This window comes from Alistipes intestinihominis (assembly GCF_040095975.1).
GTDB lineage: Bacteria > Bacteroidota > Bacteroidia > Bacteroidales > Rikenellaceae > Alistipes > Alistipes senegalensis.
On sequence record NZ_JBBMFL010000001.1, the window covers coordinates 173914 to 190008 of the forward strand.

The 16095-nt window shown below is 57.2% G+C and carries 22 protein-coding genes; 19 read left to right on the forward strand and 3 right to left on the reverse strand.

The genetic code is table 11. The features are described 5' to 3' along the window. Positions 1-25 precede the first annotated feature (25 nt). From leuS to WMO46_RS00725, 3 genes are all read right to left on the reverse strand, one after another. On the reverse strand, positions 26-2782 hold the full coding sequence (gene leuS / locus WMO46_RS00715; RefSeq protein WP_129650858.1) for a leucine--tRNA ligase: 2757 nt from the start codon (positions 2780-2782) through the stop codon (positions 26-28). Between the two features lie 193 nt (positions 2783-2975). Next, entirely contained in the window at positions 2976-4028 is a 1053-nt protein-coding gene (locus WMO46_RS00720; protein WP_278817808.1) for a hypothetical protein, read from the reverse strand. A gap of 134 nt (positions 4029-4162) precedes the next feature. Then, complete coding sequence (locus tag WMO46_RS00725; RefSeq protein WP_349093596.1) at positions 4163-4828, reverse strand: leucine-rich repeat domain-containing protein; 666 nt, start codon at positions 4826-4828, stop codon at positions 4163-4165. Between the two features lie 373 nt (positions 4829-5201). Between WMO46_RS00725 and rpsL the strand changes: the two genes are divergently transcribed. From rpsL to rpsH, 19 genes are all read left to right on the forward strand, one after another. Beyond that, a complete protein-coding gene (rpsL, locus tag WMO46_RS00730; RefSeq protein ID WP_019152124.1) occupies positions 5202-5582 on the forward strand; it encodes a 30S ribosomal protein S12 in 381 nt (126 codons plus the stop codon). A gap of 38 nt (positions 5583-5620) precedes the next feature. Continuing rightward, positions 5621-6097, forward strand: a complete 477-nt coding sequence (rpsG, locus tag WMO46_RS00735) for a 30S ribosomal protein S7 (RefSeq protein ID WP_019152125.1) — start codon at positions 5621-5623, stop codon at positions 6095-6097. A gap of 16 nt (positions 6098-6113) precedes the next feature. After that, positions 6114-8228, forward strand: coding sequence for an elongation factor G (gene fusA / locus WMO46_RS00740; protein ID WP_019152126.1), 2115 nt, complete (start codon positions 6114-6116; stop codon positions 8226-8228). Positions 8229-8237: 9 nt separating this feature from the next. Next, the gene (gene rpsJ / locus WMO46_RS00745) at positions 8238-8543 is read left to right on the forward strand and encodes a 30S ribosomal protein S10 (protein WP_004329464.1); all 306 of its coding nucleotides are present in this window, start codon (positions 8238-8240) and stop codon (positions 8541-8543) included. Positions 8544-8663: 120 nt separating this feature from the next. Continuing rightward, positions 8664-9278, forward strand: coding sequence for a 50S ribosomal protein L3 (gene rplC / locus WMO46_RS00750; RefSeq protein ID WP_026076789.1), 615 nt, complete (start codon positions 8664-8666; stop codon positions 9276-9278). Position 9279: 1 nt separating this feature from the next. After that, positions 9280-9906 carry a 50S ribosomal protein L4 gene (gene rplD, locus WMO46_RS00755; protein ID WP_026076790.1) on the forward strand — a complete coding sequence of 209 codons (627 nt, stop codon included), beginning with the start codon at positions 9280-9282 and terminating at the stop codon, positions 9904-9906. A gap of 14 nt (positions 9907-9920) precedes the next feature. Beyond that, positions 9921-10211, forward strand: coding sequence for a 50S ribosomal protein L23 (gene rplW, locus WMO46_RS00760; RefSeq protein ID WP_019152130.1), 291 nt, complete (start codon positions 9921-9923; stop codon positions 10209-10211). Positions 10212-10216: 5 nt separating this feature from the next. Beyond that, positions 10217-11041 carry a 50S ribosomal protein L2 gene (gene rplB / locus WMO46_RS00765; protein WP_129650856.1) on the forward strand — a complete coding sequence of 275 codons (825 nt, stop codon included), beginning with the start codon at positions 10217-10219 and terminating at the stop codon, positions 11039-11041. Positions 11042-11058: 17 nt separating this feature from the next. Continuing rightward, on the forward strand, positions 11059-11328 hold the full coding sequence (rpsS, locus tag WMO46_RS00770) for a 30S ribosomal protein S19 (RefSeq protein WP_010262388.1): 270 nt from the start codon (positions 11059-11061) through the stop codon (positions 11326-11328). A 7-nt stretch (positions 11329-11335) separates the two neighbouring features. Beyond that, on the forward strand, positions 11336-11746 hold the full coding sequence (rplV, locus tag WMO46_RS00775; protein ID WP_026076791.1) for a 50S ribosomal protein L22: 411 nt from the start codon (positions 11336-11338) through the stop codon (positions 11744-11746). Positions 11747-11750: 4 nt separating this feature from the next. Beyond that, a complete protein-coding gene (gene rpsC / locus WMO46_RS00780; protein ID WP_195497046.1) occupies positions 11751-12548 on the forward strand; it encodes a 30S ribosomal protein S3 in 798 nt (265 codons plus the stop codon). Positions 12549-12578: 30 nt separating this feature from the next. Further along, a complete protein-coding gene (gene rplP / locus WMO46_RS00785) occupies positions 12579-13007 on the forward strand; it encodes a 50S ribosomal protein L16 (RefSeq protein ID WP_019152134.1) in 429 nt (142 codons plus the stop codon). Positions 13008-13018: 11 nt separating this feature from the next. After that, positions 13019-13210 (forward strand): 50S ribosomal protein L29, encoded by a 192-nt coding sequence (rpmC, locus tag WMO46_RS00790; protein ID WP_010262400.1) that lies wholly within the window; start codon positions 13019-13021, stop codon positions 13208-13210. 9 nt (positions 13211-13219) lie between these two features. After that, positions 13220-13474 carry a 30S ribosomal protein S17 gene (gene rpsQ, locus WMO46_RS00795; protein ID WP_009597655.1) on the forward strand — a complete coding sequence of 85 codons (255 nt, stop codon included), beginning with the start codon at positions 13220-13222 and terminating at the stop codon, positions 13472-13474. 2 nt (positions 13475-13476) lie between these two features. Then, positions 13477-13842: a 50S ribosomal protein L14 gene (rplN, locus tag WMO46_RS00800; RefSeq protein ID WP_018696462.1), complete on the forward strand. Its 366-nt coding sequence runs from the start codon at positions 13477-13479 to the stop codon at positions 13840-13842. A gap of 20 nt (positions 13843-13862) precedes the next feature. After that, positions 13863-14186: a 50S ribosomal protein L24 gene (gene rplX, locus WMO46_RS00805; RefSeq protein WP_010262408.1), complete on the forward strand. Its 324-nt coding sequence runs from the start codon at positions 13863-13865 to the stop codon at positions 14184-14186. Next, complete coding sequence (gene rplE, locus WMO46_RS00810) at positions 14186-14746, forward strand: 50S ribosomal protein L5 (protein WP_129650854.1); 561 nt, start codon at positions 14186-14188, stop codon at positions 14744-14746. The genes rplX and rplE overlap by 1 nt, the downstream gene beginning before the upstream one ends. Before the next feature lie 3 nt (positions 14747-14749). Next, the gene (rpsN, locus tag WMO46_RS00815; protein WP_010262412.1) at positions 14750-15046 is read left to right on the forward strand and encodes a 30S ribosomal protein S14; all 297 of its coding nucleotides are present in this window, start codon (positions 14750-14752) and stop codon (positions 15044-15046) included. Between the two features lie 643 nt (positions 15047-15689). Beyond that, a complete protein-coding gene (gene rpsH / locus WMO46_RS00820) occupies positions 15690-16088 on the forward strand; it encodes a 30S ribosomal protein S8 (RefSeq protein WP_026076792.1) in 399 nt (132 codons plus the stop codon). Positions 16089-16095 lie beyond the last annotated feature (7 nt).

Sequence of the window (16095 nt, forward strand, 5' to 3'; positions counted from 1 at the left end):
ATCCCGGCTCTTAGCCGGCCGGCGCTCAGATTACGATGTTGATGATCTTGCCCGGCACGACGATGATCTTTTTCGGGGTCTTGCCGTCGAGCCACTTTTGCGCTTCGGGTTCCCCGACGACTGCGGCCTGGATCTCGGCGGGCGTCATCGACATGGCGTACTCCTTCTTGAAGCGGAGCTTGCCGTTGACCGACACGGGGTATTCGAAGGCGTCGAGCGCGAGGTGCTTCTCGTCGAAGGTCGGGTAAGCGGCCGTGCAGACCGATTCGGCGTGTCCGAGCGCGGCCCACAGCTCCTCGGCGATGTGCGGGGCGAAGGGGGCGAGCAGCACGGTCAGCGGTTCGAGCACTTCGCGCTTCGAACACTCGCCCAGCTCGTTGAGGCAGATCATGAAAGCCGCCACGGAGGTGTTGAACGAGAAGTTCTCGATGTCCTCCGAGACCTTTTTGATGGTCTTGTGCAGGGTGCGGAGCTCCTTTTCGGTGGCTTTCTCGTCGGTGACGCACAACTGGCCGTCACGGTCGAAGAAGAGCCGCCAGAAGCGGCGCAGGAACTTGTGCACGCCGTCGATGCCGTTCGTGTCCCAGGGCTTCGACTGCTCCAGCGGGCCGAGGAACATCTCGTACATGCGCAGCGTGTCGGCGCCGTAGTTATCGACGATGTAGTCGGGGTTCACGACGTTGTAGAACGACTTGGACATCTTCTCGATGGCCCAGCCGCAGACGTATTTGCCGTCTTCGAGGATGAACTCCGCATCGTTGTACTCGGGCCTCCACGCGCGGAAGGCGTCGAGGTCGAGGATGTCGTTGCGGACGATGTTCACATCGACGTAGAGCGCCTGCGTGTCGTATTGCTCCTTGAGGCCCAGCGACACGAACTTGTTCGTACCGACGATGCGGTAGACGAAGTTCGAACGGCCCTGGATCATGCCCTGGTTGACGAGTTTCTTGAAGGGCTCCTCCTCGCACACGACTCCCAGATCGTAAAGGAACATATTCCAGAAGCGCGAGTACATCAGGTGTCCCGTGGCGTGTTCGATGCCGCCCACGTAGAGGTCCACGTTGCGCCAGTACTCGTCGGCTTCGCGGCTCACGAGCGCCTTGTCGTTGTGCGGGTCCATGTAGCGGAGGTAGTAGGCCGACGAGCCGGCGAATCCGGGCATCGTCGAGTATTCGTAGGGATACCCCTCGGGCGTCGCCCAGCCTTTCACGCGGGCCAGCGGCGGTTCGCCCTGTTCCGTGGGGCCGAAATTCTCGATCGGCGGCAGCTCCAGCGGCAGTTTGTCTTCCGACAGCGGGTAAGCCGTGTCGTCCTTGTAGTAGATTGGGAAGGGCTCGCCCCAGTAGCGCTGGCGCGAGAAGATGGCGTCGCGCAGGCGGTAGTTGACGAGCTTCTTGCCCAGTCCGCGCCGCTCGACTTCGGCGAACATCACCCGAATCGCCTCCTTTACATCCATCCCGTCGAGGAAATCCGAGTTGATCAGTTTGCCCGACTTGGCGTCGTACGACTCCTTCTCGATGTCGCCGCCCTCGACCACCGGAACGACCTCCAGCCCGAAGTGGCGGGCAAAGGCCCAGTCGCGCGAGTCGTGCGCCGGAACGGCCATGATGGCGCCCGTTCCGTAGCCCGCCAGCACGTAGTCGGAGATATAGATCGGAATGGCTTTTTTCGTGAAGGGATTGATGGCGTACGAGCCTGTCGCCACGCCGCTTACGCGCTTCGTGTCGGCGATGCGCTCGCGTTCCGAACGCTTCCGGGTCTGGCGGATGTACTCCTCGACGGCGGCCTTGTTCTCGGGCGTCGTCAGCTCGCCGACCCACTCGTGTTCGGGGGCGATGACCATGAACGTCACGCCGAAGATCGTGTCGGGACGGGTGGTAAAGATTTCGAGTTTCTTCGCCGAACCCTCGATGTCGAAGAAGACCTGAGCGCCCTCGGAACGTCCGATCCAGTTGCGCTGGATCTCCTTGAGCGAGTCGCTCCATTCGAGTTTGTCCAGTCCGTCGAGCATCCGCTGGGCGTAGGCCGTCACGCGCAGGAGCCACTGCTTCATGCGCTTCTGCTCGACCGGATAGCCGCCGCGGACCGAAAGTCCGTCGTGCACTTCGTCGTTGGCCAGCACGGTCCCCAGCTTCGGACACCAGTTGACCATCGTGTCGGCGCGGAACGCCAGCCGGTAGTTTTGGAGAATCTGCTCCTTTTCGGGTTCGCTCTTGGCCTTCCATTCGGCGGCCGTGAAGCGCATTTCGGTCGTGCAGGCCGCATCGACGCCCTCGGTGCCGCTCTTCTCGAACGCCGCGACGAGCTCCGCGACGGGTCGCGCCTGCTGCTTCGAACGGTCGTACCAATGGGAGAACATTTCGAGGAACGCCCACTGCGTCCACTTGTAGTAGCCGGGGTCGCACGTGCGCACCTCGCGGTCCCAGTCGAACGAGAAGCCGATCTTGTCCAGCTGCTCGCGGTAGCGGGCGATGTTTTGCTCGGTCGTCACGGCCGGGTGCTGGCCCGTCTGGATGGCGTATTGCTCGGCGGGCAGGCCGAAGGCGTCGTATCCCATCGGGTGCAGGACGTTGAAGCCCTTGAGCCGCTTGTAGCGCGAGTAGATGTCCGAGGCGATGTAGCCCAGCGGGTGCCCGACGTGCAGGCCCGCTCCCGACGGATAGGGGAACATGTCCAGCACATAGAATTTGGGCCGCGAGGGGTCCGTTTCCACCTTGTAGGTCTTGTCCGTCCGCCAGCGGCTTTGCCATTTGGCCTCGATCTCCTTGAAATTGTACTCCATATCTCCTCTAAGGATTTTGTTTTGTCGTTGTTTGACCGTTTTTGGTTCTGTCTCTTTCTAAACCCGGCTCTTGGGCGGGCTTGCAAAAATAACAAAAGTTTTCCGATTTGTCATTCTTCGGGTCGCGGAATGGCGCATAAAAAGGGACACGGCCCCGAAAGACCGTGTCCCTTTCCGTTTCCGATGCGGCGCGTCAGTCGTAGAGCGGTACGACGAACATCGAGTAGACCTCGCCGTGTCCCGTGCCGTCGGTGAGCGTGTGGAGGATCTTCTCGCCGTGCCACACCGCGGCGGTGCGCGACGTTCCGAAGAGGGTCCCGGCGCTGAAAACGTCGTCGCCGTAAACGGCTATGGCATAGGGCATCGAGCCTTCGCCCGAACCGTCCGAAAGGTCGTAAAGCTCCCGGCCGTTCTTCCAGACGACACCCTCGTTCTCGAAGCCGTCGATGACGTATCCCGCGGCGTAGAGCGCGCTCCCGGAGCGGCAGACGGCGGTGGCCTGGGCCGAGGAGCTGCCGTCGGTCAGCGTGTAGAGCACGCTGCCGTCCTTCCAGACGACGGCCTGTGTGCCGGCGTAGCCCGCCGTGTAGAGCGTGCGGCCGTCGAGGCAGAGGGCCGTCGCGCCGGCGTCGGTCTGTCCGTCGGAGAGCGTGAAGTGCGCCTTGTCGTTCTTCCAGACCACGGCGAGCTGCTTCCCGAGTCCGCTTCGAAGGCTGCCTGCGGCGTAAACATCGCTCCCCGAGACGGCCACGGCTTTGGCCTGCGACACGGCGGGGCTCACCGAATAGGCGTAAGCCTCCGCGCCGTCCTTCCAGATTTTGGCCGTCAGGGCGCCGTTCACGTCCTCGCTGCCGGCGACGTAGAGACTGCCGTCCGCGGCCGAAATCGAATAGAGATAGGCGCTGCCCGAAGCCGGTGCGACGGTGTATTTCAAGGCGCCGTTCACCCAGATTTTGCCGACGATCGCGTCGCCCTGCTGCTCGTAGCCCGCGGCGTAGACCGTGCCGTTGTCCACGAAGACGGAGTAGGCCCAGGCGTCGTTCGTGCCGTCGGTCAGGGCGTAGAGCTCGCTGCCGTTTTTCCAGACCGTCGCCACGGACTTTCCGGACGGGGTTTTGTAGCCGGCCGTGTAGATGTCGTAGCCCGAGGGTTTCGGCCGGCTGTCGTTGTCGTCGTCGCTGCATGCTCCCGAGCAGAGGGCCGCTGCGAACAGCGGCAGGAAGAGGTTGTGTAAGAGTTGTTTCATGGCGGTATGCGTTGTTTTCGGTGCGGGTTCGTTCGTCGCCGGGGCGTTCGGCGCTCCGGCGGCCCGTACCGCCGTTCCGGGGGCAAAGTCCGTGCCGCGCCTACCTGCCTGTCTGCCTGCCGCCGAAAAATGGCCTATTCGTAGATGATTTCGGTAGTGGCGGGGACGCTCATCAGGATATTCGCTTCCTTGTGGGCTCGCAGCATACGGAGCTGTTTGAGCGAGGTCATGTCAACGGCATACAACTGTGTGATTTTCGGGCATTGGGTGATGTCGAGCGTTTCGATCTGATTCGACATGAAGCTCATAATGCTCACATAGAGATGTTCCAGCTCCGGATTGCGGCTGACATCGAGCGCGGTGAGCTTGTTGGCCTGCACGTAGAGGTATTTGAGTTTCGGATTTTTCGTTAGGTCGAGTGCCGTCAGCGCGTTGGAGTTGCAGTTCAGGGTTTCCAGTTCGGAAAGGGCTCCGAGGTCTAACGCCGTGAGTTTTCCGTACATCAGTGCCAACGATTTCAGTTTCCGGTTGCGGCTCAGGTCCACCGACGCGAAATTGCATTTGGTGCAGGCAAGCTCTTCCAACTCGGTGAAATACTCGATTCCGGCGAGCGATTCGATTCCGGCGAGCGAAGCATCGGTATTGGCGTCGAGTGTCAGCTTTTTGACTTTTTGGGCTTCGCTTTCGGTTAGGATGCCGTCGCCGTTGGCATCGAAATGCGCGAGGCTGTAGGTTGCGAACGTTGGGTCGTCAAAGGTTACGGGCGTGGAATTCCCCCCCCTCGTTGTCGTTGCACGCAACCAGCAGGGTCAGGCATGCAGTCGAAAAAAGAAATTTGTTCATGGTCTGAAAATTTTTGATGATTGATTTTTGTCATTCAGGAGGTTGCCCCGGAATGCACAGACAAATTTAGTGATTTTTTCGCGAATTTCAAGCCTTCCGAAAAGTTCGCATAAGACCATGAAAGGCAGCGGTTTGTAATTTTATATATAAATGATATGATATATCGCTGCAAAAACTATAAGTAAAAAGAATGAAAAACGGCGCGAAATCCCGTAAAATCACGAAAAAAGATGCCCTTATATATTGTATTTCCGAAAAAATGCGTACCTTTGCAATCCATTTTGGACAATGGAGATAGATTTTTTTAACAATTAAAGGACAGTTTAAGCAATGCCAACTATTCAACAGTTAGTGAGAAACGGCCGCGTGACGCTGGAGGACAAGTCGAAGTCTCCCGCACTGGCCGCGTGTCCGCAGCGCCGGGGCGTATGTACGCGTGTGTACACCACGACCCCGAAAAAGCCGAACTCGGCCATGCGTAAGGTGGCGCGTGTGAGATTGACCAACGGCAAGGAGGTCAACGCCTACATCCCCGGAGAAGGCCACAACTTGCAGGAGCACTCCATCGTGCTCGTCCGCGGCGGTCGTGTGAAGGACCTCCCCGGTGTACGTTATCACCTGGTGCGCGGTGCGCTCGACTCGGCAGGCGTCGATGGGCGTCGTCAGCGTCGTTCGAAGTACGGTGCCAAACGCCCCAAGGCAGGCAAGTAGTCAAGAGAAATTTTTAACGAAGAACATTTTTAATAGCAATGAGAAAAGCTAAGCCAAAGAAGCGAATTCTACTTCCGGATCCGAAGTTCGGAGACGTGGCTGTGACCCGTTTCGTGAACAACCTTATGCTGGATGGTAAGAAGAGTATTGCCTACACGATTTTCTACGATGCGTTGGATATCGTCGGCAAGAAGATGAAGGATGCTGATAAATCTCCCCTGGAAATCTGGAAACAGGCCCTGGAGAACATCACACCCCAAGTCGAAGTGAAATCGAAGCGTATCGGCGGTGCGACGTTCCAGGTTCCTATGGAGGTTCGTCCGGAGCGCAAGATTTCTATTTCCATGAAAAACCTTGTCCTCTATTCCCGCAAGCGCGCCGGCAAGACGATGGCAGACAAGCTTTCGGCAGAGATACTGGATGCCTTCAACCAGCAGGGTGCCGCCTTCAAACGCAAGGAGGAGATGCACCGCATGGCCGAGGCAAACAAGGCATTCGCACACTTCAGATTCTAAAAGAGAGGATTGACAGATGGCAACCAGAGACTTAAAGTATACTCGCAACATCGGCATCATGGCCCACATCGACGCCGGTAAGACCACTACATCCGAGCGAATCCTTTTCTACACGGGCAAGACCCACAAGATCGGCGAGGTGCACGACGGCGGCGCCACGATGGACTGGATGGTTCAGGAGCAGGAGCGCGGCATCACGATCACCTCGGCCGCTACGACCGCATTCTGGAACTACAAGGGCAACCAGTACCAGATCAACCTGATCGACACCCCGGGACACGTTGACTTCACGGTCGAGGTGGAGCGTTCGCTGCGCGTGCTGGACGGCGCTATCGCCACGTTCTGCGCCGTGGGCGGCGTCGAGCCCCAGTCGGAGACGGTATGGCGTCAGGCCGACAAATACAACGTTCCCCGCCTCGGTTACGTCAACAAGATGGACCGCACGGGCGCCGACTTCCTGTCGGTGTGCGCACAGATCAAGGAGCACTTCGGGGCTACGGCTCTGCCGGTAGTCCTGCCCATCGGTGCCGAGGACAAGTTCGAAGGTCTGGTAGACCTTATATATAATAATGCTATCTATTACTACGACGACAAGACCGTCCGCGACAACTTCGAGTTGAAGGAGATTCCCGAGTCGATGAAGGCCGAGGCTGCCGAATGGCGCGCCAAGCTCATCGAGGAGGTGGCCTCCACCGACGATGCGCTGATGGAGAAGTTCTTCGAGGACCCCGATTCGATCACGGCCGACGAGCTGCTCGCCGCAATCCGCAAGGCCACGATCTCGATGCAGATCGTGCCGATGCTCTGCGGTTCGTCCTTCCACAACAAGGGCGTGCAGAAACTGCTCGACTACGTGATGGCATTTCTCCCCTCGCCGCTGGATCTGCCCCCCGTCAAGGGCCTGAACCCCAAGACCGAGCAGGAAGAGGTGCGCCACGCTTCGGAGGACGAGCCCTTCTGCGGACTGGCCTTCAAGATCGCTACCGACCCGTTCGTAGGCCGTCTGGCTTTCGTGCGCGTCTACTCGGGCAAACTCGATGCAGGTTCCTACGTCCTCGATTCGCGCAGCGGCAAACGCGAGCGTATCAGCCGTATCTACCAGATGCACGCCAACAAGCAGAACCCGATGGAGACCGTCGGCGCCGGCGACATCTGCGCAGCTGTAGGTTTCAAGGAGATCCGCACGGGCGACACGCTCTGCGCCGAGAACGCACCTATCATGCTGGAGCAGATGACCTTCCCCGAGCCGGTGATCGGTCTGGCCGTAGAGCCCAAGACCCAGAAGGACCTCGACAAGCTCGGCATCGCCCTGGGCAAGCTGGCTGAGGAGGACCCCACCTTCACGGTTCACACCGACGAGGATTCGGGTCAGACGGTCATCAGCGGTATGGGTGAGCTCCACCTCGACATCATCGTAGACCGTCTGCGCCGCGAGTTCGGCGTGGAGATCAACCAGGGTGCCCCGCAGGTGAACTACAAGGAGTCGCTCACCAAGACGGTTCAGCACCGCGAGGTCTTCAAGAAGCAGACCGGCGGCCGCGGTAAGTTCGCCGACATCATCTTCGAGATCGGTCCCGCCGAGGACGGCAAGATGGGCCTTACGTTCGTCGATCAGGTGAAGGGCGGCAACATTCCCAAGGAGTTCATTCCTTCGGTTCAGAAGGGCTTCGAGTCGGCTATGGCCAACGGTGCGCTGGCCGGTTATCCGATGGACTCGATGAAGATCACGCTGATCGACGGTTCGTTCCACCCGGTGGACTCCGACCAGCTGTCGTTCGAGATCGCAGCCCGCAACGGTTACCGCAATGCCGCTCCCAAGGCCGGTTCGGTGATCCTGGAGCCCGTGATGTCCGTGGAGGTCGTTACCCCCGAGGAGAACATGGGCGACATCATCGGCGACCTGAACAAGCGCCGCGGCCAGATCACCGGCATGGAGACGAAAGGCACCGCCCGCGTGGTGAAGGCCAAGGTCCCCCTGTCGGAGATGTTCGGTTATGTGACCGTGCTGCGTACGATCTCGTCGGGCCGCGCCACTTCGTCCATGGAGTTCTCGCACTTCGAGGAGGTTCCTGCCAACCTGGCCAAGGAGATCATCGAGAAGTCGAGTGGTAAACGTAAGGAAATAGAATAAGCAAACAATATGAACCAGAAGATTAGAATCAAGTTAAAGTCATTCGATCACAATCTCGTGGACAAGTCGGCCGAGAAGATTGTGAAGACCGTGAAGAGCACGGGCGCCGTCGTGAGCGGCCCGGTGCCCCTTCCCACGCACAAGCAGATTTTTACGGTCAACCGCTCGACTTTCGTCAACAAGAAAGCCCGCGAGCAGTTCCAGCTCTGCACCTTCAAGCGCATCCTCGACATCTACTCATCGACGCCCAAGACGATCGACGCGCTGATGAAGCTCGAACTTCCTTCGGGAGTCGAGGTCGAGATCAAGGTGTGATAGACCGAACGACGTTCCGCCGGCTCCCGAAATGCCGTTTACGGCGTTTCGGACCGGGAACCGGCGGGAGATGAACGCAACATCACTTTACACTATTTTATAACGAACAATTGACAACAAATGTCAGGACTTATTGGAAAGAAAATCGGAATGACTTCCGTTTACAGTGCCGAGGGTAAGAACATACCATGCACTGTCATTGAGGCTGGTCCGTGCGTTGTTACGCAAATCAAAACCGTCGAGAAGGATGCTTACGAGGCGGTTCAGGTTGCCTATGACGAAAAAAGTGAAAAGCACACCAGCAGCAGCTTGTTAGGTCACTTCAAGAAAGCCGGCACCACCCCCAAACGCAAGATGGCGGAGTTCAAGGGGATGCCCGAAGTGGCACTCGGCGACACGCTGACCGTAGAGCTCTTCTCGGAGGAGGACTGGGTTGACGTGACCGGGATCTCGAAAGGAAAAGGCTTCCAGGGCGTCGTGAAACGCCACGGCTTCGGCGGCGTAGGCGGCCAGACCCACGGCCAGCACAACCGTGCGCGCAAGCCGGGTTCGCTGGGTGCGTCGTCCTATCCCTCGCGCGTCTTCAAGGGCAAGCGTCTGCCCGGCCGGATGGGCGGCGAGCAGGTCAAGGTTCTGAACCTGCGTGTATTGAAAGTAATTCCCGAGAACAACCTCATCCTCGTGAAGGGTTCGATTCCGGGAGCCAAAGGTGCTTATTTAACGATTGAAAAGTAGTATGGAATTAGCTGTATTGAACACACAAGGAAAAGAGACGGGTCGCAAGGTAGTCCTTTCGGATGCCGTTTTCGGAGTAGAGGCTAATGACCACGCTATCTACCTCGACGTGAAGCAGTACCTCGCCGACCAGCGTCAGGGCACGCACAAGTCGAAGCAGCGCAACGAAGTCGCCGGCTCGACCCGCAAGCTCAAACGTCAGAAAGGCACCGGAGGTGCACGTGCGGGCAGCATCAAGTCGCCCCTGTTCCCGGGCGGCGGCCGCGTATTCGGTCCCCAGCCCCGCGATTACAGTTTCAAGCTCAACAAGAAGCTCAAGCAGCTGGCCCGCCGCAGCGCCCTGACCTACAAGGCTCAGGCCGGTGCCATCAGCATCGTCGAGGCCATCTCGATGGAGGCTCCCAAGACCAAGTCGGTTGCGGCTCTGGCCGAGGCGCTGAAAGTCGATGACAAGAAGGTCCTGCTCGTTCTTCCGGAATCGAACGTGAACCTGCAGTTGTCGTGCCGCAACCTCACCTACGTGAAGCCCGTGCTGGCTCAGAACGTCTGCACCTACGACGTGATGAACGCATCGGCCATCGTGATGGTGGAGGGCGCCGAGAATGTATTGAATACGATGTTAGCTTAAAAACGCAAGTTACAATGAACATTATTATTAAGCCGGTTTTGACCGAGAAAATGACGATTCAGGGCGATAAGTTGAATCGCTACGGTTTTATCGTTGACGTAAGGGCTAACAAGCTGCAAATTCGCAATGCCGTAGAGCAGATGTACAACGTCGTCGTTACGGACGTGAACACCGTGAACTACATGGGCAAACTCAAAAGCCGCTACACCAAAGCGGGTCTTTTGGAGGGTCGCGCCAATAACTTCAAGAAGGCTATCGTCACCTTGAAGGATGGAGACAAGATCGATTTTTACAGTAATATCTAACGAAGATGGCAGTAAGAAAATTTAAGCCTGTAACCGCAGGTACGAGACATAAGATTATCGGCACGTTCGACGAGATCACGACGAACAAGCCGGAGAAGTCGTTGCTGAGCCCCAAGAAGAGCTCGGGCGGCCGCAACAACGCCGGTAAGATGACGGTTCGCTATATCGGCGGCGGTCACAAGCAGATGTATCGTAATGTCGATTTCAAACGTACGAAAGACGGCATCGCTGCAACCGTAAAAACGATCGAGTACGACCCCAATCGTACCGCCCGCATCGCACTGCTGGTTTACGCCGACGGTGAGAAGAGCTACATCATCGCACCCAACGGACTCCAGGTCGGCCAGACCGTCATGAGCGGCGCAGGCGTCGCTCCCGAGGTCGGAAACACGCTCTTCCTGAGCGAAATCCCCCTGGGTACGGTCGTGCACAACATTGAACTCTACCCCGGTCAGGGTGCCGCCATGGCACGTTCGGCCGGTTCCTACGCCCAGCTGCTGGCTCGTGAGGGCAAATTCGCCATCATCAAGCTGCCTTCGGGCGAGACTCGTATGGTACTCGTAACTTGCCGCGCTACGGTGGGCGTCGTGTCGAACATCGACCACAGCCTCGAACAGTCCGGCAAGGCAGGACGCGAGCGCTGGCTCGGCCGTCGTCCCCGCAACCGCGGTGTCGTCATGAACCCGGTGGATCACCCGATGGGTGGTGGCGAAGGACGTGCGTCGGGTGGTCACCCGCGTTCGCGCAAGGGTCTGCTTGCCAAGGGTTATAAGACTCGCAACCCGAAGAAGACGACCTCGAAGTTTATTATTTCCAAGAAGAAAAAATAATTAAATAAGAGTACATAATGAGCCGTTCATTAAAAAAAGGACCGTTTATCGACCCCAAGCTCGAAGCGAAAGTCATCGCCCAGGCCGAAGGGAATAAAAAGTCGGTAATCAAAACATGGTCGCGTGCAAGTATGATCTCGCCTGACTTCGTAGGTCAGACGGTCGCCGTACACAACGGAAACAAATTCATTCCGGTGTACGTAACTGAGAACATGGTAGGACACAAACTCGGCGAGTTCGCCCCTACCCGCAACTTCCGCGGTCACGCAGGTAACAAGAAAAAATAGGTAGAAAATGGGTGCAAGAAAAGCAAATATGGCCGAGAAGATGAAGGCCGAAAAGAAGCAGAAGGCAATCGCCATCATGCGTGATTGCCCGACCTCTCCCCGCAAGATGCGCCTGGTGGCCGACATCATCCGCGGCGTGGAGATCAACAAGGCACTGGGCATCCTCCGTTACTCGAAGAAGGAGGCGTCGATCCGTATGGAGAAGCTCCTCAAATCGGCGATCGCCAACTGGGAGGCCAAGAACGAATCGGAGCGTCTGGAAGACACGAAGCTCTGCGTGAAAGAGGTGTTCGTAGACTGCGGCCGCATGCTGAAGCGTATTCAGGCTGCGCCCCAGGGCCGCGCACACCGTATCCGCAAGCGTTCGAACCACGTAACGATCGTAGTTGACAAAATGGTAACCGTAGAAAACAAGTAATCAGATGGGACAGAAAGTTAATCCGATAGCAAATCGTCTTGGCATCATCCGCGGTTGGGACTCCAACTGGTTCGGCGGCAAGGATTTCTCCGACAAACTCGTCGAGGACGCCAAGATCCGCAAGTATCTGAATGTCCGTCTGGCCAAGGCGAGCATCTCGAAGATCATCATCGAGCGCACGCTGAAACTCGTGACCGTTACGATTTCGACGGCCCGTCCGGGCATCATCATCGGCAAGGGCGGCCAGGAGGTCGATAAGCTGAAAGAGGAGCTGAAGAAGCTCACCGGCAAGGAGATCCAGATCAATATCTTCGAGGTGAAGCGTCCCGAGGTGGATGCCGTGATCGTCGGTCAGAACATCGCCCGTCAGCTGGAAGGCCGCGTGTCGTTCCGCCGTGCGGTGAAGACCGCCGTGGCTTCGACCATGCGCATGGGCGCCGAGGGTATCAAGATCCAGGTCGCCGGCCGTGTGGGCGGCGCCGAGATGGCCCGCACCGAAACGGTCAAGGAAGGACGCATTCCGCTGCATACGTTCCGCGCAGACATCGACTACTGCCTGACGGAGGCGCTTACCAAGGTGGGCATCCTGGGCGTGAAGGTCTGGATCTGCCAGGGTATCGTCTACGGCCAGCGCGATCTGTTCGAAATCGCAGGCGCTTCGGCACAGGCTCCTTCGGGCGACCGCGGTGAGCGCGGAGACCGTCGCGGAGGACGCGGTGACCGTGGCGACCGTCGCGGGGGACGCGGCGATCGTGGCGACCGTCGCGGAGGACGCGGAGACCGTCGCAACAACAATCAGTAGTAAGTAGGACCTTTTTATAGCAGAACTAACATGTTACAGCCGAAAAAGACCAAATTTAGAAGAATGCAGAAAGGCCGTATGAAAGGTATCGCTCAGAGAGGAAACCAGCTTGCATACGGATCGTTCGCAATCAAGGCACTTGAATCGACCTGGATCACGGGTCGTCAGATAGAGGCGGCCCGTCAGGCCATTACGCGTTACATGAAGCGTGAAGGTCAGCTGTGGATCCGCATCTTCCCCGACAAACCCATCACGAAGAAGCCCGCCGAGGTGCGTATGGGTAAGGGTAAGGGTAATCCCGAAGGCTTCGTGGCGCCCGTTACCCCCGGACGCATTCTCTTCGAGGCCGAAGGCGTGCCCCTGGAAGTGGCTCAGGAGGCGCTGCGCCTGGGAGCCCAGAAGCTGCCCATCACCACCAAGTTTATCGTAAGACGTGACTACGTCGAAACCACAATTTAAGGGAACGCAAAATGAAAAGTGCAGAAATCAAGGATATTTCGATCAAGGACCTGCAGGAACGCATCGAGACCGAAAAGGCCCAGCTCGGGAAGTTGAAGGTGCAGCACGCAGTGTCCCCTGTCGAGAACCCGTCGATCATCAAGAAGAACCGCAGAGATATAGCTCGCATGCTGACCATTCTGCGTCAAAAAAACGCCAAATAAGCAACAACTATGGAAAGAAATCTTAGAAAAGAGCGTATCGGTGTGGTTGTCAGCAACAAGATGGAGAAGACCATTGTGGTTGCAGTAGCACGTAAGGTGAAGCATCCTATCTACGGCAAGTTCGTGAACAAGACGACGAAATTCGTCGCCGAGTCGCTCGACGAGACCTGCAAGGAGGGCGATACCGTGCGCATCATGGAAACCCGCCCGCTGAGCAAGACCAAGCGTTGGAGATTAGTACAAATCATTGAAAGAGCTAAGTAGTTATGATACAACAGGAAAGTAGACTCGTAGTAGCTGATAACAGCGGTGCTAAGGAGGTCCTCTGCATCCGGGTGCTCGGCGGCACGAAGCGTCGCTACGCATCCATCGGCGACAAGATCGTGGTGGCCGTGAAGAGCGCGACCCCCTCGGGCGATGTCAAGAAGGGCGCCGTATCGAAGGCGGTCGTCGTGAGAACCACGAAGGAAATCAGGCGTGCAAACGGTTCGTACATTCGTTTCGACGACAACGCCGTGGTGCTGCTTAACAACCAGGGTGAAATGCGCGGTACTCGTATATTCGGCCCCGTAGCTCGCGAGCTGCGCGACCAGTATATGAAGATTATCTCCCTCGCACCCGAAGTATTGTAATCATAAAAACGATTTCGGATATGTCAGTGAAATTACATATTAAGAAAGGGGACCAGGTTCAGGTCATCGCCGGCGACGGCAAGGGCCAGACGGGCAAAGTCCTGAAGGTCGAGGTTTCGAAGCAGCGTGCCATCGTCGAGGGCGTGAACCTCTGCAAGAAGGCCACCAAGCCCAATGCTCAGAACCCCCAGGGCGGCATCATCGAGAAAGAGGCTCCGATCCACGTCTCGAACCTGATGCTCATCGACCCCAAGTCGGGAAAACCCACCAAGGTCGGCCGCAAGCTCAATGCAAAAGGTAAATTAGTTCGTTTCGCTAAAAAGTCAGGGGAGGAGATCAAATAATGGGATACGTACCTACACTCAAAACACGCTATAAGGAGCAGATCAAGCCTGCCCTTATGAAGGAGTTCGGATACTCGAGCGTAATGCAGTGCCCGAAGCTCGAAAAGATCGTCATCAACCAGGGTATGGGCCAGGCTGTCGCCGACAAGAAACTGATCGACGTGGCCGAAGCCGAACTGACGACGATCACCGGCCAGAAGGCCGTTCAGACCCGTTCGCGCAAGGACATCTCCAACTTCAAGCTGCGCAAGGGTATGCCTATCGGCGTGCGCGTGACGCTGCGCGATACGAAGATGTACGAGTTCCTGGAGCGTCTGATCGCCGTGGCGCTTCCCCGAATCCGCGACTTCAAGGGAATCAACGAGAAGTTCGACGGCCAGGGCAACTACACCCTGGGCATCACCGAGCAGATCATCTTCCCGGAGATCGACATCGACAAGATCACCAAGATCTTCGGCATGGAGATCACGTTCGTAACGACGGCCAAGACCGACGAAGAGGCTTATGCCCTGCTCCGCGAGTTCGGCCTTCCTTTCAAAAACGCTAAAAAGAACAACTAAGCTATGGCAAAAGAATCTATGAAGGCCCGCGAGGTGAAGCGTGCGAAACTTGCAAACCGCTATGCTCACAAACGCGAGGAGATCGCTGCCAAGGTGAAGAGCGGTGAGATGGACCACGAGGAGGCATGGCAGGCACTGTCGAAGCTGCCCCGCAACTCGAATCCGATCCGTCAGCACAACCGCTGCAAGATCACCGGCCGTCCCAAAGGCTACATCCGCCTGTTCGGCATCAGCCGTATCCAGTTCCGCGAGATGGCCTCGAAGGGACTGATCCCGGGCGTTACGAAGGCCAGCTGGTAATTTTCCGGGGAGTTTATCCCCGGAAAATCAATTAAAAACCGGGAATGGAGAATTAAGAATTATTTTCCATTCTTCAGAGAGGTCTCTGCGTCCGAGAGTGCATAGCTCGTGGCAGTAAAGTGAAATTTTTAATGCTGAATTTTTCATTTTTCATTGCCGAAGGAACTGAGGCAGATAGGGGTGTGCAGCCCGTGTAGATACGTCACAGTATCGGGGAAAGTGCCGCTGCAAGCGGTAACTTCCCGATATGTGGGGCGTAGCGAGGGGTTGGACATTTGGTTACGAATTTCTCGGACCGAGGGGCCGGAGGAGGTGACCGGGGCGAACTGCGGAAGCGGGGCGTCCGGGTGATTTCCGGAGGCGCTGCCGGTTGCTGAACGGGAGTTTTGTGCGGATATATGTTAGCAACATAGTGGGTGCTAACATTGTCCGTATTCCGGGAGCAGCGGTAAAATCGCTAAAAATCAGGCGGTAATCTTGGCCGTTTGGGAAATAATGCGTATATTTGCGCGCTTTGGGCCCTCGCGTGCGTATGCGAGCGGGGGCGGAAGATAAGGGGCTGTAAAGCGGCGGACAATAGTCAACCGGCTGAAAGCCAGAATATTAGTTTAACCAATTTTTTAATTTTTAATTTCTATTCGTTATGACTGATCCTATTGCGGACTTTCTGACCAGAATTAGAAACGCGGTGAAAGCCAACCACAAAGTGGTTGAAGCTCCCGGTTCAAAAATTAAGCAGGAGATAACCAAGATCCTCTACGAGCAGGGTTACATTCTCGCTTACAAATTCGACAAGGACGAGAAGGGACACCCGTCGATCAAAATCGCTCTGAAGTGGGATGCCGCCACCAAGACCAACGCCATCAAGGACCTCAAGCGCGTCAGCCGCCCGGGTCTGCGCCGCTATGCGTCGGTTTCGGACATGCCCCGCGTGCTGAACGGTCTGGGTATCGCCATCGTTTCGACCTCGAAAGGCATCATGACCGACGCCCAGGCCCGCAAGGAGAACGTGGGCGGCGAGGTGCTGTGCTACATCTACTAATCGCAAA